Here is a 19,011-nt window from a genome sequence, read left to right on the forward strand (position 1 = left end):
CGGTCCATGAGCGCAGCGAGATCCCGACGAGTTCCCGACGAGCCGGTCATCGACCTTTTGCCGCCCGAACGCCGCCGCCACCAGCACGCTTGGCCGATCCGCGTCGATGAGGACATTGTCGATGCCCATTTCGTGGTCGTCCGCGAGGCCGTCTCCCGGTCGCCAGGCACGAACGGGGGCAACAACAGCCACCGTTCAATCCATCGCTTCACCTCCGCGCCCCCTCTCAACCACTGGACAAACGTCCTTGCCGCCCCTCTGCACTGGAGCGAACAGGCGCTGCAGCGGCTCTCCGAGAAAACCTTCGCGGTTGTCGTTTCCGCGTCCTTCGCCCTGATGTTTGCCGCTGCCAGCGTCTTTGCCGGCGGCACTGCGAAGAATGCGGCGCCGCCTTCCGGCCCACTGGACATCACCCATATCAGCCTGACGCCGCAGGACGCCAACGGCATGCGTGTTCTGCTCGTCAATGCGATCGTCGAGAATCGGAGTGGAGACCGCACGCTCGTCCCGAAGCTGCGTGCGGATCTCATCTCCGGCGGCCAGGTGATTGCCAGCACCTATATCGACAGTCCGGTGAATGAACTTGACGCCGGACATAGCCGCGGAATCTCGGCACGGCTGCAGCATCCCGGTGGAAAATTGCCGGAATTGCGGCTTTCCTTCGAAGAAGCGGATGCCTCACGCTCCTGACTGTGCTATCCGCCAACCTTCCCGCGGCCGCCAGCAGCATGAGGCCGCTGTGCTGAAGGAGTGCATCCATGCCCGTCGTCCGCGGAAAGAATATCGAACCGCTCTATACTGCAGAGCAGATCGCCGAGCGCAACCATGCGCTGGCCGCCGAGATTGCCAGCGGCCCCTGCGATGATCTCCTCGTCATTTCGGTCCTCAAGGGCTCCTTCATTTTCGCCGCCGACCTGATCCGCGCCCTGCACGACGTCGGCCTCGCTCCAGAAGTCGAATTCATCACCTTGTCGAGCTACGGCACCGGCACGGTGTCCCAGGGCGTGAAGATCATCAAGGACATCGACAGCGATGTCAGCGGTCGCAACGTCCTCCTGATCGACGACATCCTGGAATCCGGACGCACGCTGCTCTTCGCCAAGAACCTGATGTATGAACGCGGCGCGAAAAGCGTGACCATAGCCGTACTGCTCGACAAGAAAGTCAAGCGCAAGGAAGTCTTCGAGGCCGACTATGTGGGCTTCGAATGCCCAGACTATTTCGTCGTGGGTTATGGCATGGACGTAGCCTACGCCTTCCGCGAGTTGCCCTTCGTGGGTGTCGTCACCGGTGACGCTTAGGGCCTTTCAGGGTTCGGAGCATCGGCGGGAGGCCAACTCTTGCCGGATGACAAAGAGCACTTGTTAACCATGGGCACGGCCGCTGCCTGCGGTGTTTACCGATCGAAAAGGAAAGCATGATGATTTGCCTCCCGGGGCGCACAGACAAGACGGGAGCGCAAGTTCGATCATGGCGAGAATCCTGATTACCGAAGATGAAGATTCGCTGCGGTCCTTCGTGGCCCGGGCGTTGCGCCTCGACGGCCACGAAACCTATGAGGCGGCCGATGGCGCCGAAGGCCTGGAGCGCCTCTCGGAAAAATCCTTCGATCTCCTGCTTTCAGATATCCGCATGCCCGTCATGGACGGGATAGAACTGGCGCACCGTGCTGCTTCATCCTTCCCTGACCTCAAAATCCTGCTGATGACCGGCTATGCCGAGCAGCGCGAACGCGCCGACGACCTCGCCGCAAAGATCATCGACGTCGTCTCCAAGCCCTTCGCCCTGCCGGATATTCGCGCGGCCGTCGCACGCGCCCTGGCAGGCTGAAGCGTTTCACAACACCTATTCCACGCCGACACCCTCAAGCTTTGCAATCTCCGCGACCACGGCCTCAAGCCAATGGTCGCGGATACCCATCTCTCTCAGATGAGCGACCGTATTGGCGACATAAACGGGATTGGGTCCGGATTGACCGACAGCCGCGTTGACGATCCGAGCAGCCTCGCCGACCGTGACGCCGCCGCCGTACTGATGATGCGCCCGGTCTACGACATAGGTCACAGCCTTGACGATGCGGCCGTCATCGAGTTTCAGCGGCAGAAGCCGCTCGATATAGACGTGCGTGACGAGTTCGCGCTGCCTGAGATAGTCGAGAGTCTCGTCCCGGTTGGCATCGGAAACCTTGAAGGCCACACCCCTGCACGATCCGCCCCGGTCAAGGCCGAGCACCAGTCCCGGCTGCTGTTCGGTACCCCGATGCACCCATGAACGCACGCAGAGCGAGCGGCGATATCCCATCAGCCGCGCCTGAACCCGCTCTTCAAAGGGAAAGCCCGGATTCCACATCAACGATCCGTAGCCAAACACCCAAAATTCGTCCATATCGCAAGTCATTCCCGTTTGCCGAACAACCATTTTACGATCGGAGCGCCGGATGGCAACGAACAAGCCCGGGACAAGTGCCATAAGCCGCAAGATTATGCGTCTCGGCATCCTCATCCTGCTCGCCATCGCCGTCTATTGCGGGGCGTGGTTCTTCGCGGCCAATTCGCTGCAGAAGAGCCTTCTCGCCTTCTTCGGCGGCGAAAATCCGGCGGAAGTCAACATCAGTTGCGATGACACGGCTGTTCGCGGCTTTCCCTTCCGCATCGGACTTTTCTGCTCCCGGGTGGGTCTGGACGACCGCTTCCATGGCCTTTCGGCCTCGTTCGGCGCGTTGCGTTCGGCTGCCCAGATCTACGCGCCGGGCCATGTCGTCTGGGAGCTCGACGGTCCGGGCGAGGTGCGTTCCGCCCTCGGCTTCTCCGCCGCGCTGCAATGGCAGGCCCTGCGATCAAGCGTCGACTCCGGTCTGTCGGGAGTCGATCGCACCTCGCTGGAAGCAACAGGCGCAAAAGCGACCCTGACCGCGATGACCACCGGCCAGACTTTCGATACCGCTTCCGAACATCTCGAAGCCCATGCCCGCCGCAACGGCGACGACCTCGATATCGCTCTCCTCGTCCGCAACGGGATTTTCCGCTTGGCAGGCGGAGCGCCGGTCATGCCGCCGGTTTCGACGACTGTGGACCTGACCCTCGCCGGCAAGGCGAAATATCTCGACATGCAGGGCGACCGGGGAGAGGGATTGTACGGCAGCAGCGGCGAGGTCCGCCGCATCGCCATCGATCTCGGTGAGGGCCGCGTCCTGACCGCGAACGGGCCTTTTTCGGTCGGCACGGACGGTCAGATTTCCGGCAAGCTCCGCCTCGAGATGGAAGGAATAGACGGCTGGAAAGATACCCTTGTCACAGCTTTTCCCGATGCCGCTGACAACATCAAAAGTGGCACGAAGATCCTGAAGGCGCTGTTCTCCGGCAAGCAGAACGGCGGTGTCGACCTGAAGATCGAAAACGGCGTCATCATACTCGGTGGCTTTATCCCGATCGGCGTCCTGCCGCCGATCTGAGGGTCCGCAAATCAGGGTTTCTTGTCGAGGGCGTGACGACCGAAATCCGGAACGTCGACGTCCTGGCCGGCCTCGATGATCGAACGGCGAACCGCGCGTGTGCGGGTGAAGAGTTCGAACAACTTGTCACCCTCGCCCCAGCGGATCGCCCGCTGCAGATAGGCGAGGTCCTCCGAAAACCGAGCCAGCATTTCAAGGATGGCGTCCTTGTTGTGCAGGCAGACGTCGCGCCACATGGTCGGATCGGAAGCGGCAAGGCGGGTGAAATCGCGGAAGCCCGAGGCCGAATATTTGATGACTTCCGATTCCGTCACCGTTTCGAGATCATCGGCAGTGCCGACGATGTTGTAGGCGATGATGTGCGGCAAATGGGAAACGATAGCCAGCACCTTGTCGTGGTGTTGAGGGTCCATCTCGTCCACCCGGGAGCCGAGCGCTTCCCAGAAAGCCTTGAGCTGCGACAGAGCTTCGGCATCCGTCCCCGGCAGCGGTGTGAAGATGCACCAGCGACCCTTGAAGAGGCCGATGAAACCGGCATCGGGACCGGATTTTTCCGTACCTGCCAGCGGATGGCCGGGAATGAAATGCACGTTTTCCGGCATATGCGGCGCCATCTGAGCGATGACGGAAGCCTTGGTGGAGCCGACGTCGGTGATGATCGCGCCCGGCTTCAGGCGCGGAGCAATCTGTTTCGCCACAGCCTCGGAAGCTCCGACAGGCACGGAAACGATCACCAGATCGGCGCCCTCGACGGCGTCCGCAGCCGACGGTGAATAGGATGTGCCGAGTTCCAGTTCCTCGGCCCGCTTCAGCGTATCGGCGCTGCGCGTCGAGACCACCACCTCGCGAGCCAATCCGAGTTCCTTTACATCACGGGCGATTGAAGAGCCGATAAGGCCGATACCGATCAGCGCGATACGGTCGAACATGGGTTCCGGCATCACGCGCGTCCCATGAATTCGGTAAGCGTCTCGATCACGCCGAGATTGGCCTCGGCACTGCCGATCGTCATGCGAAGCGAGTTGGCGAAGCCATAGCCGCGCACCGCCCGCAGGATGTAACCGCGGCTGGTCAGGAACTCATCGGCCTCCGGCGCGCGCTTGCCGTCGACATCGGGAAAATGCACTAAAACGAAGTTGGCAACGGAAGGAGTGACCTTCAGACCGAGCCCGATCAGCGCTTCGGTGACCTTTTCGATCCAGACGAGATTGTGCTCGACGGCCTTGCCGACGAATTCCTGGTCGCGGATGGCGGCGGCACCGGCAGCGATGGCAGGCGCGTTGAGGTTGAAGGGACCGCGCACGCGATTGAGGGCATCGAGAATTTCGGACGGCCCGTAGACCCAGCCGATACGCAGCGCAGCCAGACCGTAGACCTTGGAAAAGGTCCGGGTCATGACGACGTTGCGATTGCTCGATACCAGTTCGACGCCGGCCTCGTAATCGTTACGACGCACATATTCGGCATAGGCGGCATCGAGCACGAGAATGACATTGCCCGGCAGTCCGGCATGCAGACGGCGGATTTCGCTTGCCGGCACGTAAGTGCCCGTCGGATTGCCCGGATTGGCCAGGAAGACGATCTTCGTCTTCTCGGTGACGGCCGCAAGGATCGCATCGACGTCGACGGTGCAATCCTTCTCCTTCACCACGACGGGGGTGGCACCCGCGGCCATGATCTGGATCTTGTAGACTAGGAAGCCGTGCTCGGTGATGATGCCCTCGTCGCCGGCGCCAAGGTAGACGTGGCAGAGCAAGCCCAGAAGCTCATCGGAACCGTTGCCGCACAGAATATTGTGCATGTTGAGGCCGTGGACATCGGCAATCGCCTCGCGGAGCGCCAGCGCCTGTCCGTCGGGATACATTTCGAGATGGCCTGCACTCTGCTGGAAAGCGCCGATCGCCTTGGGGCTCGGGCCAAGCGGCGACTCGTTGGACGACAGCTTGAAGACGCGGGCGACACCCGGTGCATGCTCCTTGCCCGGCACATAGGCAGCAATGTCGAGAATACCCGGGCGCGGTGTCGGCTTCATCACTTCGATGCTCATCAAACTGGCTTTCTGTCTCGAAAAATCCGGGTGAAGACCCGGTCATGTCGGCGAAAGCCAATAAAGCGGAACACCGGATTTGTCGAGACTTCGGGCAGAAAACCGACGGCTCTCAGCGCCTGACCGCCTGCCGCGTGGTCGGCACGCCATGCGGCGCGATAACCGGCACGAAAACCCGGCGAGAAGCGCGGGCCGCGACCGGCAGCCCCTGATAGAGACGTTTCTGGGCCTCGACCACGATAACACCGGAAAAGGCCGGCCAGAGCATGCGCCCGATCCGCTCGAATCCGCTCCTGAGCCTCAGCACCGCCCGGATCTTCGACGGCGGGAAGAACAATGCCTCTGCGCTTGCGCCCGGCGTGAAATTGGTTTCCCTGAGCAGGGTGGTGAGCTGCCCGCGCGAATACGGCCGCCCGGAGCCGAAGGGCGTATGCTCCATCCGCGCCCAGACGCCACGCCGGTTGGGCACCACGATCACCAGCCGGCCACCGGGTGCAAGGATGCGCCAGATCTCCTTCAGCGTCTCACGCGGGTTTTCCGTAAATTCCAGCGAATGCACCATCAGCACCCGGTCGATCGAGGCATCTGGCAGCGGCAATTCCTCTTCGAACACCAGCGCCGTGGCAGAGGGTTCTCCGACCGGCCAGTTCACCGCCCCCTGCCCCGCGGGCATGAAGGCGAAGGTCCGCTCGGTATCGGCCCTGAAGCGGTCGAGAAAAGGAACGGCATAGCCGAGACCGACCAACCGCTCCTCCGGCATACGCGCCCAGAGCGATGAAAGAGCCATGGCAATCGAATGCTCCGCCACGCGCCCCAGCATGGAATGGTAGAACTGGCGAAGATCGACGATATCGACGTGCATGCCTCATTGATAGCAGCCAGCGATTGGACTTCAAGACCGAACACGCTACATTCCGGCGAACCATCAGGAAGGAACTGAGGTCTGATGAAACCCCTCGACATCGAAGTCTTTCTCTGCCGGAGCGACAATTTCGGCGTTCTTATCCATTGCGAGGAATCCGGCGTCACCGCCTCGATCGACGCGCCGGAACTGGAGCCTATTCTTGCCGCGGCAAAGCGGCGCGGCTGGTCGATCACCCACATCTTCATCACGCATCATCACGGCGATCACGTCGAGGCGAATCTGGCGCTGAAAGAGCATTTCGGCTGCGAGATCATCGGCCCCCGCAACGAGGCAATAGCCATACCGGGGCTCGATCGCGCCGTCGGCGACGGCGACAGCTTCACCTTCGGATCAAGGACGGTTCGAGTGATCGAAACGCCCGGTCACACCGCCGGCCACATCTGTTACCACCTGCCTGACAGCAAGATCCTGTTTGCCGCCGATACGCTGTTTGCGCTCGGTTGCGGACGTCTTTTCGAACGGCCCGCGTCCGACATGTGGCATTCGCTGCAGAAACTGGCGGCGTTGCCGGACGAAACCGCCGTATATTTCGGGCACGAATATACGCTCTCCAACGCCCGCTTCGCCCTGACCATCGATCCGGACAATGCGCGACTGGTGAGCCGCGCCGCCGAAATCGAGGAGAAACGGCAGAAGGGCGAGTTCACCATACCGACCACCATCGGCCTCGAGAAGGAAACCAACCCCTTCCTGCGGGCGGAAGACCCGGCCATTCGCCGGAACCTGCTGATGGAAGGACGAACCAACGAGGAAGTCTTCGCCGAGATCCGCAAGCGCAAGGACAATTTCTGATGCGGGCGGAAGAAATCATTGAAACGCTCGGCATGCAGCGCCATCCGGAAGGCGGCTGGTTCGTCGAGACCTTTCGCGATCCCGCAGGCGCGCCGCGCGGACACTCCACCGCCATCTACTATCTGCTCCAGGAGGGCGAGCGGTCCCACTGGCATCGCGTGAAGGACGCCGTCGAGATCTGGCACTATTATGCCGGCGCGCCGCTGGCACTGCATTGCTCGCCGGATGGTAGCACCGTTGAAACCCTCGTGCTTGGGCCGGACCTTGCCGGCGGCGCCAGACCACAGGCCGTTATACCAGCCGGCGGCTGGCAGGCCGCCGAAAGCCTCGGCGACTTCACGCTTGTCGGCTGCACCGTCGCGCCGGGATTCGAATACGCATCCTTCGAGATGGCTCCGCCAGGCTGGAAACCGACAGGCATCTGATCGACTAGAGATACACCAGCGAGAGGGTCAGGATGCACTGGGCGAGAAAATAAAACGCCCAGACAGCATAGCTTGCTATCTTCTTCTGGCCCTCATCTTTCAACAGGAAAGTCTCGAGCGCGATCAGGGCATCCGAAATCAGGAACGCCACAGCCCCGATGAAGACGAAGGGCGACGGCATGGTCAAGGACATCAGGCCCATCGCCAGCATCGCGGCGATATAGGAGGCAATGGCAGGTGCCAATGGTCCCGTCGGCTTCCAGAGAATGCGCAGCAGGAAAATTCCGGCAACCAGCAAAGCGGCGGCCCCGGTCCACCGCCACGGAGCGGCCATAAAGATATCGGCATCGCCTGCCTGATAGAAAACCGTGGCATAGATCAAGAGAACGATGAGGAAGGCCCAGAGACCGAGCTTGAAGGCAAGCTCACCGCTGCGGGAAATCAGGGCGTCGCCAACGGCGCTCAACGCCAACGCGGCAACGACAAGCGCCCATGCGCCGGAAAGAGCCGCAAAAACACAAAGAAAAACGATCGGCAGGGTTTTCGCCACCGTCCGGAAATGGCTTTCCGGGCGCGGCAATATCGCGAAATAGGCAATGCCCAATAATACGGCGAGGTAAAATATCGTCATGCCGGCACTTTGGCATGCGGCGCAGAACCGTCAAGCCTCCACTTCCACTTCAGGCTGACGCCGACGGATCATATCCCGGGCGGCGAGCATGGCTCCGCCCGTAATCAACAGGCAGGCAAGGCCGATCCTGAGGCTCGGCTCCGCAAAACCGAAGAGCGTGAGGATCAGCGTCGAGAGCAGCGGTGCCGCGTAGGAAGACGCTCCGAGGATCTGGATATCGCCGTTTTTCACGCCGTAATCCCAGGCGTAGAAGGCAAGACCGACGGGGAAGAGGCCGAGGCCGACCACGGCGATCCATTGAGAAGCCGATTCCGGCCACACGGTCGTCTCCAACCCCAGATGGCAGACGAGCGAAAGGAGCGAGGTCGCGAGGCAGAAGCCCGTGACGACATCCGTCGAAGCGGCTTCGAAACGCCGCGTCATCAGCGAATAGGCCGACCAGGTGAAAGCGCAGAGAAAAGCGGCAAAATAACCGAAGCCATACGCAGCGTCGAAGGAGATGCCGTTCTTAGCAACGATCAGCACCGTGCCGGCAAGACCGGCCATCGCGCCGAGGACGTGATACCAGCGCAGCTTTTCACCCGGCAGCAGCGCTGAACCCACAACGATCAGCAGCGGCCATAGATAGGCGATCAGCCCGGCCTCGACGGCCGGAGCGTTTCTGAGCGCGGTGAAATAAAGGAAATGGTAGCCGAAAAGCCCGATCACGCCGGTGAGCCAGACCCTGGCGGGTTGCCGTAGCTCCCGGATCCGCTCGGGCCGGAGGATGAAGGTTATGATGCCAGGCAGGCTGCCGATCGCAAAGGTGACCGCCGAAAGCTGGAAGGGCGGCATCTTGCCCGAGGCGGCCGTCAGCAGCGCCAGAAACGACCACATGAGAATGGCCGTGAACCCGATAAGCGTCGACCTGATCTTCACCTTTATCCCCCATTGCGGGAATAGAGGCGTTCCCGCGTCGTCAGCCGTCGAACTTGACGGCGGTTACATACAGAGTGCCCATGCGCGTCGGCACGCGCGCGTAGACCGGAGCGTATACCTTCAGCTGTGCCGTCTTGGCAAACCAGATTTCCATGCCGGTCACGCTGCGAAGATATTCGATATCCTTGCGTCCCTTGCGAAAGCCGGACTTCGGGACATACCGAATACCGCAGACGACAGCCTCTCCTTCCACGTCTCCGGCGGTAAAGCTGCGCGTCCCCTTCGGCGTCATGATGAGATCCATCCGGCTCTCGCCGTCATAGATCGGCAGCGTCCGCGGGCAGACGGCTTCGCCATCGGGAACAATAAGCCCAGTGATCGGATCGAATACCGATTTGAGGTCTTCGTCGGTCACGGCGATCCAGCTTGCAGAACGTGGCTTGGGCGGCGGTTCGACCACGGTCTTCGTAACATTGCCGTTCTGGTAGCTGACGTCATAGACGCTGGTCTTCTTACCCGTCTGATAGACCAGCCGATAATGCTGCGCCTGCATGCGCTGGCCGCTCAGGAGACCGGAAACGGTGCTCTCTGCGGAAATCCGGGAAATGATGTCAATGAGCCCGGACGAGCGGAAATTGGCCGAAATCTTGTAGTTCTCGTTGTTCACCTCCGTCAGGAACGAAGCCCTGGCGATCGGCAGCGCACCGAGCGAAACGCTGTAGTCCGTCCGGTAGCGAATATCCTGCCCGGCCGCAGATGTGGCAACCGACACCGCAACAGCAAAAGCAAGGCTGGAGAAACGCAAGATTGGGACCCCCGGGTTCGAAAAAGCGCATTCGGCAAATCGCTTCGAGCTTTATCCTTCAACCGGACTGTGGCAAGAACATAGCGGAAATGGCCCGCGCGTGAAGGAAAATCCAAGCTTTGGCTTGACGTGGCCGGCCAGTCTGACTATAGAACCGCAACTTTCCAATCAAGCGCCGTTGGATTGCTTGACCGGCTGTTGTCCGGAAGCAGTGCATTGGCAAAGAAAAATAGGTGTACCATGTCCCGCAGTTGCGAATTGACCGGCAAGGGCGTCCAGTCGGGCAACAATGTGAGCCACGCGAACAACAAGACCAAGCGCAAGTTCCTGCCGAACCTGTGTGACGTCACGCTGATCTCGGATGCACTTGGCCAGCGTTTCCGCCTGCGCGTTTCCGCTGCCGCCCTCCGCTCCGTCGAGCATCGCGGTGGCCTTGATGCCTTCCTGCTGAAGGCGAACGAAAACGAACTGTCGATGCGCGCGCGCCTTCTGCGCCGCCAGATCGTCAAGAAGACCGCAGAAGCCGCATAAGCTTCTGCACCACATCGCTATCAAAGGCATGAAGGCTTGACCGGGTTCATCGGCAGGCCTTTTCCTTTGTCCCTCCAACTGGTGGCATCACCCAGGATAAAAAAATGCAGATGACACGTGCTATTTTCGTTTACAGCCTGCTGATGACGGCCGTGGTGGTCGCATCCAACATTCTCGTCCAGTATCCGCTTTCTGGCGAATTCGCAGGCATCAATCTCGGCGATCTCCTGACCTACGGTGCCTTCACCTATCCGATCGCCTTCCTGATTACAGATCTGACCAACCGCCAGTTCGGCCCCTCGACCGCTCGCAAGGTGGTTTTCATGGGCTTTGTGGTGGGCGTCGTCCTCTCCTTCGTCACCTCGCAGCCCCGCATCGCGATTGCATCCGGCTCCGCCTATCTGGCCGGCCAGCTGCTCGACATCTCCGTGTTCAATCGCCTGCGCCGGCTTGACTGGTGGAAGGCGCCGCTGATGGGCTCGCTCATCGGCTCGGCCCTGGACACCGCGATCTTCTTTTCGCTGTCCTTTGCTCCCATTTTCTCGATGATCGGCCCCAACGACGATTTTGCCATCGCATCGGCTCCGATCCTCGGTATCTTCTCCACCGAGGCTCCGCGCTGGATCTCCTGGGCGCTGGGTGACCTGTGCGTGAAGATACTTGTCGGCCTCTTCATGCTTCTGCCTTATGGAGCCCTGATGAACGTGCTGAAGCCCATGGCTCCGGCCCGCTCCGCCTGATTTCTCCATCGATTGTTCCGGCTCGTCAGTCCACGAGCCGGAATTCCAGCATCACCGTCCGCTGCAGGATCGAATGATTGTCGTCCGAAACCAGGATGACATGGGTGGATCCGTCTGCAGCGACAAAGGTGTCCAACCCCTCCATATTATCGATCTCTGCGGAACCGTTGGCCTCGAGAATGATCTCGCCGTCAACGACGGCACCGGGCTTGAGGCTTGCGGCCTCGATCCGGCGCAAGCGCATTGCAACGCCCGTGGCAATGGTGAACCGGCGTTCCAGCAGCAGCATGTCGCCATCGGGCAGAAAATCCCCGTCGGTCACGTCGAAGCCATCGTGAGGCACCACGCGAAAACCGCCTTTCAGGGGACCGTCGAGAATACCGGCAAAGAGGTTGCCGTCGCTGTCGACGCTCTTCTCGGCAATTGCCACGAGACCGCCCTTCAGCGGCCCGTCCTGGGAGGCGACAGCCAGCGTCTCGATCCCACCGTTGCCGCGCAATCTGCCTGCCGGAAATGGCAAGGGCAGTGCCCGCAGGAACGGCCGCGCGGTCTCAATGGTCGAAAGCGGAGAATAGCCCGTGACGCGATGCACCTGCTCGAAACCCACGAAGGCTTCATCGCCGCGCAGGGCAAGGCTCTCCGCATCGACAGTGCGCTTCGGCGCCGAACTGCGGCCGGCGGCATCCAGCATCGGCGCAATCGTCACATCATCCAGACCAGCGAGACGACCGGATGGGTCTCGCTTGATCGAACCCGTCAGCCAGTGACCGGTATCGAGAACACCGATGAATTTCCGCCCGTCATCGGTCAACCTGATCGACGACCATGCCCCGAAGAGCCGTTCGGAGGAGGAAAGCTCGAGCCCGCCCAAAAATTCAAACGCACCGAAACGGGTGTCGCCGGAGCCAGGCAGGAAAGAGGTGATCGGCCGGGCGTCCATGGGTGCGGCAACAATCTCGCCCGCAGCGCCCACATCACCCCACGCAACGGAAATACCGATCAGCGCAGCCGCAAGCAGCCGTCCAGACCGCAATCCTCCAGCCCCCACGCGGTCAGCCAGCACGGCGCGTGCGACCGCCGCGCTTGCCGCCGCTCTCGCTCTGGTCCTCGAAAAGTGCAGCAAGCTGTTCGGTCATCGCACCCGCCAACTCGTCTGCGTCGACGATGGTCACAGCCTTGCGATAGTAGCGCGTCACATCGTGCCCGATCCCGATGGCAAGCAGTTCGATCGGCGAACGCGTCTCGATCTGTTCGATCACGGCGCGCAGGTGGCGCTCCAGATAATTGCCCGGATTGACCGACAGCGTCGAATCGTCGACCGGCGCGCCATCCGAGATCATCATCAGGATCTTGCGCTGCTCCTGCCGCGCCATCAGCCTGCCGTGCGCCCACATCAAGGCCTCGCCGTCTATGTTCTCCTTGAGCAGACCCTCGCGCATCATCAGACCGAGATTGCGGCGGGCGCGCCGCCACGGAGCATCGGCGGACTTGTAGACGATATGGCGCAGGTCGTTGAGGCGACCGGGCGTCGCGGGCTTGCCGCTCGCCAGCCACTTCTCCCTCGACTGACCGCCCTTCCAGGCCTTTGTCGTGAAGCCGAGGATCTCGACCTTGACGCCGCAACGCTCAAGCGTGCGGGCAAGAATATCGGCGCAGGTGGCCGCAACCGTGATCGGCCGGCCGCGCATCGAACCGGAATTGTCGATCACCAGCGTCACGACCGTGTCGCGGAACTTGGTGTCGCGCTCCCGCTTGAAGGACAGAGGCTGCATCGGATCGATCACCAGACGGGTCAGGCGGGCGGTATCGAGATAGCCTTCTTCCAGGTCGAAGTCCCAGGAACGGTTCTGCTGCGCCATCAGACGACGCTGAAGCCTGTTCGCCAGGCGTCCCACGGCACCCTGCAGATGTGCGAGCTGCTTGTCGAGGAAGGATCGGAGACGATCAAGTTCGGCTTCGTCGCAAAGCTCTTCCGCCGTGATGACCTCGTCGAATTCCTGGGTGTAGATCCGGTAATCGACCTTCTCGTTGAAATCGTCGAAGGGACTGGCCGGCCGGCGCATTTCGCCGGGCGTTTCGGAATCGTCATCGCCCTCGTCCGACATGTCGTCGTCGGAGATTTCGGCGCCGTCCATCTCGCCGTCTTCCATCTGCTCCTGCGAGGCTTCGCTTTCCTCGGCGGGAGCGGATTCCGAACCGGCCTCTTCTTCGGCGTTTTCCTGTTCTTCTTCGTTGCTGCGCGGTTGATCCTCGTCGGTCGACTGGTCTTCGTCGCCTTCCTCTTGGTCCTCGCCGACATCCTCCGCCATTTCCATGGCCGAGAGCATATGTCTGATAACCTTGGCGAAGGCCTGCTGATCGTCGATCGCGTCTTTCAGTTCATTGAGGCTGGAGCCCGCCTTCTCCATGATGAAAGGACGCCATAGATCAAGCACCTTGCCGGCGCTGGCCGGGGGCTTTTCTCCCGTGAGCTGCTCGCGGACCAGCATCGCGACGGCCTCCTGGATCGGAGCATCCTCCTGCCGGCTGATGCCGGAGAAATTCGCCTTGGCGTATTTTTCCGAATTCATCGCGCTCATATTGGCGGCCATACCGCTCATTCTGAGCGCTCCGATCGATTCAACCCGCGCCTGCTCCACCGCATCGAAAACGGCGCGGGCATCCGCACCCTGCGGCGCCAGGGCGGCATGCACCTTCTGGTCATGGCAGGCAATGCGAAGCGCCATGGAATCGCCGAGACCGCGGGTCACGGCAAGCTCATGAGCCGTCGGTCGCTTGGAAAGCTCCGGCAGGCGCACGCGCTCGCCGGCAAGGCCGGGCCGCTCATTGGCGAACACCACTTCAACCTCGGGACTGCCGGCAACCGACCGCACGCAGCCAGTTATCGCCCTCCGCATCGGCTCGGTATCGACGCCCGCACCGGGCTTCGCGTTCACATTGTCGCCGCGACCTGCCATTTCGATCGCCTTCTTATGCGCCTACAACGATATTGGCGGCGCTCTCCTTGAGTTCGACACCGAAGGCGCGCTGGTACTGCTCGGCCACCAGCGTACGCTCGAGTTCGTCGCACTTATTGAGGAAGGTCACGCGGAAGGCGAAGGCGACATCGCCGAAGATCTCGGCATTCTCGGCCCAGGTGATGACGGTACGCGGGCTCATGACCGTCGAAAGGTCGCCGTTCATGAAGGCTGCGCGCGTCAGATCCGCCAGACGGACCATGCGCGAAACGGTGTCACGGCCGGCATCGTTGCCCGCAAAGCTCTTCACCTTGGCGAGAACGATATCGACTTCCTTGTCGTGCGGCAGATAGTTCAGCGTGGTCACGATCGACCAGCGGTCCATTTGCGCCTGGTTAATCTGCTGCGTGCCGTGATAGAGGCCGGTGGTGTCGCCGAGACCGACGGTGTTGGCGGTCGCGAACAGGCGGAAGGCCGGATGAGGCCGGATGACGCGGCTCTGGTCGAGAAGCGTCAGGCGTCCGGACGATTCCAGCACGCGCTGGATCACGAACATCACGTCCGGACGTCCGGCATCGTATTCGTCGAACACGAGCGCAACATTGTGCTGATAGGCCCAGGGCAGGATGCCGTCCTTGAACTCGGTGATCTGCTTGCCGTCCTTGAGAACGATGGCGTCCTTGCCGACGAGGTCGATACGGCTGACATGGCTGTCGAGGTTGACGCGCACGCACGGCCAGTTCAGACGGGCGGCAACCTGTTCGATATGGGTAGACTTACCGGTTCCGTGGAAACCGGAAACCATCACGCGGCGATTATGGGCGAAGCCGGCAAGAATGGCGAGCGTGGTTTCGCGGTCGAACAGATAATCGGGGTCGAGATCCGGCACATAGGCATCTCCCTTGCTGTAGGCCGGCACGCGCAGGTCGGTGTCGATGCCAAAAACCTCGCGAACCGACACAGTCGTGTCGGGGAGATTGGAAATATCAAGTTCAATTTTGCTCATCGTCTCTCCATGCCGGACGCCCCGGAGCCGGCCGCATAAAATGAAGCTTCTTGCCCAAGCTTCGGATTAACAGAAACCAACCTGCTTTAACAATTGATACGCTTGAATAACAGCGCGAAAGCGCTCTTCCGAGCCTCGGTCTCCGCCATTTGCGTCAGGATGGTGTTTTTTTACAAGCTCCTTGTAACGGCTCTTGATCTCCGCGGCAGAAGAATTGCCGGAAAGCCCCAGCGTGTCGAAGGCCTTGGCCTCCAGACTCTTCAGTTTCCGCAGCTGCGGTTGGAAGCGCGGCCCATTGCCGCGGCTCTGCTGCACGAAACCGAAAGGGTCCTTCAGGCGTGCCTGGGAGGCCGCGGAACCCGACCGCGCGGTCGAGTGAAGCGGGCTCGAACGCGCAGCCTTGTTGACGCCAACCGTCCAGGTCGGACGATGACCGGTAATCGCTTCCTTCTGGTAGCGCGCGATCTCGCCGTCGGAGAGGCCGGAGAAATAATTATAGCCCTTATTGTATTCCTTCACATGCTCGAAGCAGAACAGAAAAAACTGCCCCTCGGCGTTGCGACCAACCGGCGCGCGATGCACGCCCGGCTTGTCGCAACCGTCCCACTGACAGGTCGCAGGTGCCGACTCGGCTTCCGGCGCCTTTTTACGACGCGTCCGGATCCGATCGAAATATTTTGAATCGAGTTTCATCCGGTGATTATGGTGCCTCCGGCAAATGACGACAAGAATTGACAAACGCGAATGTTGGGAGCTTTCTGGGGGCTTTTTCGGGGGCTGCCGAAGCAGGGCGGGAAAGCATGTCCATACGCACCACAATTGAGGCGAAACTGCGCGCGGCCTTTTCGCCTGAGCGGCTTCTCGTGATTGATGAAAGCGCCCATCACGCCGGTCACCAGCCGGACATCACAGGCACGGGCGAAACCCACATGCGGGTCAGGATCGTGGCGGCCGCTTTCAGTGGCATGCCGAGGCTCGCCCGCCACCGGGCGATCACCGCGCTGCTTCAGCCGGAACTCGACGCCGGCCTGCATGCGCTGGCGATAGAGCCCGCCGCACCGGGCGAGGAAACCCGCTGGTAGCCGCAAGGCGATCCGTCGTCGTGGGAACTACTCTCAGATGGTTCCCGGACGAGGGGATTTCAAGCGTTATTCCGATCTCGCCACATCGTCGACCGGACGGATCCTGAGCTTGGTCAGGCGGTTCTTCTCGCGCTTCATCACAATGAACCGCTTGCCGTGGAACGTGAACGCTTGGCGCTCCTCGGGTATGGATTTCGATTCGTGGATGACAAGACCGGCAATCGTCGTAGCTTCCTCGTCCGGCAGGCTCCAGTCGAGCGCCCGGTTGAGGTCGCGGATCGGCACGGAGCCATCCACCACTATGGAGCCATCCGCTTCCTGACGCACACCCTGAATTTCGAGATCGTGCTCATCGGCGATATCGCCGACGATCTCCTCAAGAATATCCTCAAGGGTCACGATGCCCTGGACCTCGCCATACTCGTCGACGACCACGGCGAAATGCACTTTGCGCCGCAGGAAGGCACCGAGCTGATCCCGAAGGCTAGTGGTGTCAGGCACGAACCAGGGCTTCTGCGCAACCTTGGTAATATCGAGCTTTTCCGGCTCGACGCCGGGCTCGGCGAGCGCCCGCAACAGATCCTTGGCATGCACCACGCCGACAATGTTTTCGGCGGACCCCTTCCAGAGAGGCATGCGCGTATAAGGGCTTTCCAGCACCGCCCGAACCGCCACCTCTGGCGGATCATCGACATTGACGCCCCGCATCGCGGTGCGATGCCGCATGACGTCTGAAATCTCGAGCTCATCCAGTTCGAAAAGGCCGCTCAGCCGGTCGCGATCCTGCTTGTCTGTGGAGGCCTCGCGCTGCATGAGTTGGAGCGCCACATGCAGCGTGTTGGAATTGGCGAGCGCCAGCGTTTCCCCGCCAAGACGCACGCCCGTGATGCGCAACAGGCTGCGGATCAAGGCATTGACAGCGCGCGACAGCAAGCCATCCCCGGATGTCATTTTTCCCGCTTTTCCTCCAGGAAGCTGAACACTTCGGAGGCCGGCACGTCGTCGGCGACGAAGGACTGGCCGATGCCGCGGGTCAGGATGAAGGTAAGCTTTCCACTCTTGACCTTCTTGTCCTGGGCGATGGCATCCATCAGGAATTCGGTCGACGGCAGTTCACCGGAAATTTCGTCGATCCGGGTCGGCAACCCGACGGCCTTCAGATGAGCCTCGACCCGCCCCGCATCGTCCGGGCTTGCCAGATTGAGGCGGGCGGAAAACTGGTGCGCCAGCACCATGCCGATCGAGACCCCCTCTCCATGAACGAGACGACGACTGTCATATTCGGTCGCGGCTTCCAGGGCATGGCCGAAGGTATGGCCGAGGTTCAGGAGGGCGCGACGGCCATGTTCGCGCTCGTCCGCCGCCACCACGTCCGCCTTCGCCTGACAGCTCGTGGCGATCGCCTCGATGCGGGCTTCGCCACCGGAAAACACGTCTTTCCAGTTGCGTTCGAGCCATTCGAAGAAATCCGGCTTGTCGATAAGTCCGTATTTTGCGACTTCGGCATAGCCCGCACGGAATTCGCGCTCGCTCAGCGTGTTCAGCACGTCGGTATCAGCAAGAACGAGATCGGGCTGGTTGAAGATGCCGACGAGGTTCTTGCCGTGCCGGGTGTTGATGCCGGTCTTGCCCCCGACGGAGCTGTCGACCTGCGACAGGAGCGACGTCGGGATCTGCACGAAACGGACCCCGCGGCGGACGATCCCGGCCGCAAAACCGGTGAGATCCCCGATCACGCCGCCGCCGAGCGCGATGACGGTGTCGTTTCTCTCGATCCGCGCCTCGAGCAGCACGTCGCAAACCTTGGTCAGGCAATCGAAGCTCTTGGTCTTTTCTCCCGGCGGCAGGCTGAGCGACACGGCCTCGATGCCATCGGTCTGCAGGCTGTCCATCAGCGGGTCGAGATAGAGCGTGCCGACATGCTCGTCGGTGATGATCGCTGCCTTGCGACCCTTGATCCGCGTGGAAATTTCTCCGCCCGCCCGGCCGATCAGGCCGGGTCCGATCAGAATATCATACGAGCGCTCGCCCAGCGGGACATGCACCAGCCGTTCGGTATTGTCTGATCTACTCATTCTTGCTTGCTGCCTTTGCCGTGTAATCGATGATCGCCGCCAGAACCTCATTGGCGATGACCTCCTTGCGCACGTCGCGCGACAGGACGGTGATATCCGCCAGCGCATAGATCGGGTAGCGCTTCTGCATCAGGTCTTCCAGCGTCTTCTTGGGATTTTCCGTCTTGAGAAGAGGCCGGTGATCGCGCTTGTTGACCCGCTCCCAGAGCACGTCGAGATCGGCATTGAGCCACAGCGAAATGCCGCCCCTCTCGATCTGCTTGCGTGTTCTCTCGTTGATGAAGGCTCCACCGCCGGTGGAAACCACCCGTGGACCGGACTTGAGCAGGCGCTTGATGACGCGCGTCTCAAGCGCGCGGAACTCGTCCTCGCCATAAGCCGCAAACAGCTCACTGATCGTCATGCGCGAGACACGTTCGATTTCCATGTCGGTATCGACGAACGGCAGACCGAGCTGCCCCGCGACCATCCTGCCGATCGCGGATTTTCCCGCGCCCATCAATCCGACGAAAACGAGATTGCGGCGCCCTAGCGCGGCCCGGGCGCGTTCGCCCAAAGTCGGGACATCGGGAAAAATCGTATCGGTCATCGGCCTGTTCGCAAGTGTTTTAACACGGTATTTACAA

At 61.2% G+C, this 19,011-nt stretch carries 22 protein-coding genes and 1 pseudogene; 9 read left to right on the top strand and 14 right to left on the bottom strand.

Features of this window, described 5'->3' with window-relative positions; translation table 11 throughout:
- The first annotated feature begins 6 nt into the window (after positions 1-6).
- The 3 genes from ACLBKR_RS16675 to ACLBKR_RS16685 all read left to right on the top strand — a co-directional run bounded on the left by ACLBKR_RS16675 (position 7) and on the right by ACLBKR_RS16685 (position 1,830).
- A complete protein-coding gene (locus ACLBKR_RS16675; RefSeq protein WP_113447390.1) occupies positions 7-690 on the top strand; it encodes a hypothetical protein in 684 nt (227 codons plus the stop codon).
- A 68-nt stretch (positions 691-758) separates the two neighbouring features.
- On the top strand, positions 759-1,301 hold the full coding sequence (hpt, locus tag ACLBKR_RS16680; RefSeq protein ID WP_112830352.1) for a hypoxanthine phosphoribosyltransferase: 543 nt from the start codon (positions 759-761) through the stop codon (positions 1,299-1,301).
- 169 nt (positions 1,302-1,470) lie between these two features.
- Positions 1,471-1,830: a response regulator gene (locus ACLBKR_RS16685; RefSeq protein ID WP_112830353.1), complete on the top strand. Its 360-nt coding sequence runs from the start codon at positions 1,471-1,473 to the stop codon at positions 1,828-1,830.
- Positions 1,831-1,845: 15 nt separating this feature from the next.
- Here ACLBKR_RS16685 and ACLBKR_RS16690 read toward each other — a convergent pair whose 3' ends face one another.
- Positions 1,846-2,385, bottom strand: a complete 540-nt coding sequence (locus ACLBKR_RS16690) for a gamma-glutamylcyclotransferase (RefSeq protein WP_113447391.1) — start codon at positions 2,383-2,385, stop codon at positions 1,846-1,848.
- A 52-nt stretch (positions 2,386-2,437) separates the two neighbouring features.
- Here ACLBKR_RS16690 and ACLBKR_RS16695 point away from each other — a divergent pair, with 52 nt between their 5' ends.
- Complete coding sequence (locus ACLBKR_RS16695; protein ID WP_113486157.1) at positions 2,438-3,451, top strand: DUF2125 domain-containing protein; 1,014 nt, start codon at positions 2,438-2,440, stop codon at positions 3,449-3,451.
- A gap of 11 nt (positions 3,452-3,462) precedes the next feature.
- Here the strand turns inward: ACLBKR_RS16695 and ACLBKR_RS16700 are convergent, their stop codons facing one another.
- The 3 genes from ACLBKR_RS16700 to ACLBKR_RS16710 form a co-directional block, all read right to left on the bottom strand.
- On the bottom strand, positions 3,463-4,392 hold the full coding sequence (locus ACLBKR_RS16700; RefSeq protein ID WP_113486159.1) for a prephenate/arogenate dehydrogenase family protein: 930 nt from the start codon (positions 4,390-4,392) through the stop codon (positions 3,463-3,465).
- Complete coding sequence (gene hisC / locus ACLBKR_RS16705; RefSeq protein ID WP_113338231.1) at positions 4,392-5,498, bottom strand: histidinol-phosphate transaminase; 1,107 nt, start codon at positions 5,496-5,498, stop codon at positions 4,392-4,394. The genes ACLBKR_RS16700 and hisC overlap by 1 nt, the downstream gene beginning before the upstream one ends.
- 112 nt (positions 5,499-5,610) lie before the next feature.
- Complete coding sequence (locus ACLBKR_RS16710; protein WP_113443076.1) at positions 5,611-6,360, bottom strand: class I SAM-dependent methyltransferase; 750 nt, start codon at positions 6,358-6,360, stop codon at positions 5,611-5,613.
- A gap of 84 nt (positions 6,361-6,444) precedes the next feature.
- On the opposite strand from ACLBKR_RS16710, the gene gloB reads away from it, so the two are divergent.
- Both gloB and ACLBKR_RS16720 read left to right on the top strand, forming a co-directional pair.
- Complete coding sequence (gene gloB / locus ACLBKR_RS16715) at positions 6,445-7,215, top strand: hydroxyacylglutathione hydrolase (RefSeq protein ID WP_113486161.1); 771 nt, start codon at positions 6,445-6,447, stop codon at positions 7,213-7,215.
- Positions 7,215-7,640 carry a cupin domain-containing protein gene (locus ACLBKR_RS16720; protein ID WP_113443077.1) on the top strand — a complete coding sequence of 142 codons (426 nt, stop codon included), beginning with the start codon at positions 7,215-7,217 and terminating at the stop codon, positions 7,638-7,640. Before gloB ends, ACLBKR_RS16720 begins: the two co-directional genes overlap by 1 nt.
- Positions 7,641-7,644: 4 nt before the next feature.
- Here the strand turns inward: ACLBKR_RS16720 and ACLBKR_RS16725 are convergent, their stop codons facing one another.
- The 3 genes from ACLBKR_RS16725 to ACLBKR_RS16735 are packed head-to-tail and all read right to left on the bottom strand — an operon-like array spanning position 7,645 to position 9,994.
- Positions 7,645-8,271: a lysoplasmalogenase family protein gene (locus ACLBKR_RS16725; protein ID WP_113486163.1), complete on the bottom strand. Its 627-nt coding sequence runs from the start codon at positions 8,269-8,271 to the stop codon at positions 7,645-7,647.
- Between the two features lie 30 nt (positions 8,272-8,301).
- The gene (locus ACLBKR_RS16730; RefSeq protein WP_113486165.1) at positions 8,302-9,189 is read right to left on the bottom strand and encodes an EamA family transporter; all 888 of its coding nucleotides are present in this window, start codon (positions 9,187-9,189) and stop codon (positions 8,302-8,304) included.
- Positions 9,190-9,229: 40 nt separating this feature from the next.
- Positions 9,230-9,994: a DUF3108 domain-containing protein gene (locus tag ACLBKR_RS16735; protein WP_113486167.1), complete on the bottom strand. Its 765-nt coding sequence runs from the start codon at positions 9,992-9,994 to the stop codon at positions 9,230-9,232.
- A 240-nt stretch (positions 9,995-10,234) separates the two neighbouring features.
- Here ACLBKR_RS16735 and rpmB point away from each other — a divergent pair, with 240 nt between their 5' ends.
- Positions 10,235-10,525, top strand: coding sequence for a 50S ribosomal protein L28 (gene rpmB, locus ACLBKR_RS16740; RefSeq protein ID WP_112830364.1), 291 nt, complete (start codon positions 10,235-10,237; stop codon positions 10,523-10,525).
- Positions 10,526-10,629: 104 nt separating this feature from the next.
- A complete protein-coding gene (locus ACLBKR_RS16745) occupies positions 10,630-11,265 on the top strand; it encodes a queuosine precursor transporter (protein WP_113486169.1) in 636 nt (211 codons plus the stop codon).
- A 25-nt stretch (positions 11,266-11,290) separates the two neighbouring features.
- On the opposite strand, the gene ACLBKR_RS16750 is transcribed toward ACLBKR_RS16745, so the two are convergent.
- The 4 genes from ACLBKR_RS16750 to ACLBKR_RS16765 all read right to left on the bottom strand — a co-directional run bounded on the left by ACLBKR_RS16750 (position 11,291) and on the right by ACLBKR_RS16765 (position 15,921).
- Positions 11,291-12,328 carry an esterase-like activity of phytase family protein gene (locus ACLBKR_RS16750; protein ID WP_414899729.1) on the bottom strand — a complete coding sequence of 346 codons (1,038 nt, stop codon included), beginning with the start codon at positions 12,326-12,328 and terminating at the stop codon, positions 11,291-11,293.
- A complete protein-coding gene (cobT, locus tag ACLBKR_RS16755; RefSeq protein ID WP_113338224.1) occupies positions 12,318-14,222 on the bottom strand; it encodes a cobaltochelatase subunit CobT in 1,905 nt (634 codons plus the stop codon). The genes ACLBKR_RS16750 and cobT overlap by 11 nt, the downstream gene beginning before the upstream one ends.
- Before the next feature lie 13 nt (positions 14,223-14,235).
- The gene (gene cobS, locus ACLBKR_RS16760; RefSeq protein ID WP_112830367.1) at positions 14,236-15,228 is read right to left on the bottom strand and encodes a cobaltochelatase subunit CobS; all 993 of its coding nucleotides are present in this window, start codon (positions 15,226-15,228) and stop codon (positions 14,236-14,238) included.
- Positions 15,229-15,294: 66 nt separating this feature from the next.
- The gene (locus ACLBKR_RS16765; RefSeq protein ID WP_113486171.1) at positions 15,295-15,921 is read right to left on the bottom strand and encodes a J domain-containing protein; all 627 of its coding nucleotides are present in this window, start codon (positions 15,919-15,921) and stop codon (positions 15,295-15,297) included.
- Between the two features lie 107 nt (positions 15,922-16,028).
- Here ACLBKR_RS16765 and ACLBKR_RS16770 point away from each other — a divergent pair, with 107 nt between their 5' ends.
- Positions 16,029-16,310, top strand: coding sequence for a BolA family protein (locus ACLBKR_RS16770; RefSeq protein WP_113338222.1), 282 nt, complete (start codon positions 16,029-16,031; stop codon positions 16,308-16,310).
- Positions 16,311-16,376: 66 nt separating this feature from the next.
- Here ACLBKR_RS16770 and ACLBKR_RS16775 read toward each other — a convergent pair.
- The 3 genes and pseudogenes from ACLBKR_RS16775 to ACLBKR_RS16785 form a co-directional block, all read right to left on the bottom strand.
- Positions 16,377-17,246: pseudogene (locus ACLBKR_RS16775) on the bottom strand (HlyC/CorC family transporter); the annotation flags it as partial.
- An 11-nt stretch (positions 17,247-17,257) separates the two neighbouring features.
- Entirely contained in the window at positions 17,258-18,385 is a 1,128-nt protein-coding gene (gene aroB / locus ACLBKR_RS16780) for a 3-dehydroquinate synthase (protein ID WP_113486175.1), read from the bottom strand.
- Complete coding sequence (locus ACLBKR_RS16785) at positions 18,378-18,974, bottom strand: shikimate kinase (protein WP_112830372.1); 597 nt, start codon at positions 18,972-18,974, stop codon at positions 18,378-18,380. The genes aroB and ACLBKR_RS16785 overlap by 8 nt, the downstream gene beginning before the upstream one ends.
- Positions 18,975-19,011 lie beyond the last annotated feature (37 nt).

This window comes from Paenirhizobium cremeum, from assembly GCF_047553425.1.
Classification (GTDB): Bacteria; Pseudomonadota; Alphaproteobacteria; order Rhizobiales; family Rhizobiaceae; genus Allorhizobium; species Allorhizobium cremeum.

Coding starts and splice junctions, on each gene's coding strand:
- ACLBKR_RS16770 (WP_113338222.1), top strand. CDS start 16,029: ATGTCCATACGCACCACAATTGAGGCGAAACTGCGCGCGGCCTTTTCG.
- hpt (WP_112830352.1), top strand. CDS start 759: ATGCCCGTCGTCCGCGGAAAGAATATCGAACCGCTCTATACTGCAGAG.
- ACLBKR_RS16690 (WP_113447391.1), bottom strand. CDS start 2,385: ATGGACGAATTTTGGGTGTTTGGCTACGGATCGTTGATGTGGAATCCG.
- ACLBKR_RS16700 (WP_113486159.1), bottom strand. CDS start 4,392: ATGCCGGAACCCATGTTCGACCGTATCGCGCTGATCGGTATCGGCCTT.
- gloB (WP_113486161.1), top strand. CDS start 6,445: ATGAAACCCCTCGACATCGAAGTCTTTCTCTGCCGGAGCGACAATTTC.
- rpmB (WP_112830364.1), top strand. CDS start 10,235: ATGTCCCGCAGTTGCGAATTGACCGGCAAGGGCGTCCAGTCGGGCAAC.
- ACLBKR_RS16765 (WP_113486171.1), bottom strand. CDS start 15,921: ATGAAACTCGATTCAAAATATTTCGATCGGATCCGGACGCGTCGTAAA.
- ACLBKR_RS16725 (WP_113486163.1), bottom strand. CDS start 8,271: ATGACGATATTTTACCTCGCCGTATTATTGGGCATTGCCTATTTCGCG.
- ACLBKR_RS16685 (WP_112830353.1), top strand. CDS start 1,471: ATGGCGAGAATCCTGATTACCGAAGATGAAGATTCGCTGCGGTCCTTC.
- ACLBKR_RS16710 (WP_113443076.1), bottom strand. CDS start 6,360: ATGCACGTCGATATCGTCGATCTTCGCCAGTTCTACCATTCCATGCTG.
- ACLBKR_RS16675 (WP_113447390.1), top strand. CDS start 7: ATGAGCGCAGCGAGATCCCGACGAGTTCCCGACGAGCCGGTCATCGAC.
- aroB (WP_113486175.1), bottom strand. CDS start 18,385: ATGAGTAGATCAGACAATACCGAACGGCTGGTGCATGTCCCGCTGGGC.
- ACLBKR_RS16695 (WP_113486157.1), top strand. CDS start 2,438: ATGGCAACGAACAAGCCCGGGACAAGTGCCATAAGCCGCAAGATTATG.
- ACLBKR_RS16785 (WP_112830372.1), bottom strand. CDS start 18,974: ATGACCGATACGATTTTTCCCGATGTCCCGACTTTGGGCGAACGCGCC.
- ACLBKR_RS16720 (WP_113443077.1), top strand. CDS start 7,215: ATGCGGGCGGAAGAAATCATTGAAACGCTCGGCATGCAGCGCCATCCG.
- cobS (WP_112830367.1), bottom strand. CDS start 15,228: ATGAGCAAAATTGAACTTGATATTTCCAATCTCCCCGACACGACTGTG.
- hisC (WP_113338231.1), bottom strand. CDS start 5,498: ATGAGCATCGAAGTGATGAAGCCGACACCGCGCCCGGGTATTCTCGAC.
- cobT (WP_113338224.1), bottom strand. CDS start 14,222: ATGGCAGGTCGCGGCGACAATGTGAACGCGAAGCCCGGTGCGGGCGTC.
- ACLBKR_RS16745 (WP_113486169.1), top strand. CDS start 10,630: ATGCAGATGACACGTGCTATTTTCGTTTACAGCCTGCTGATGACGGCC.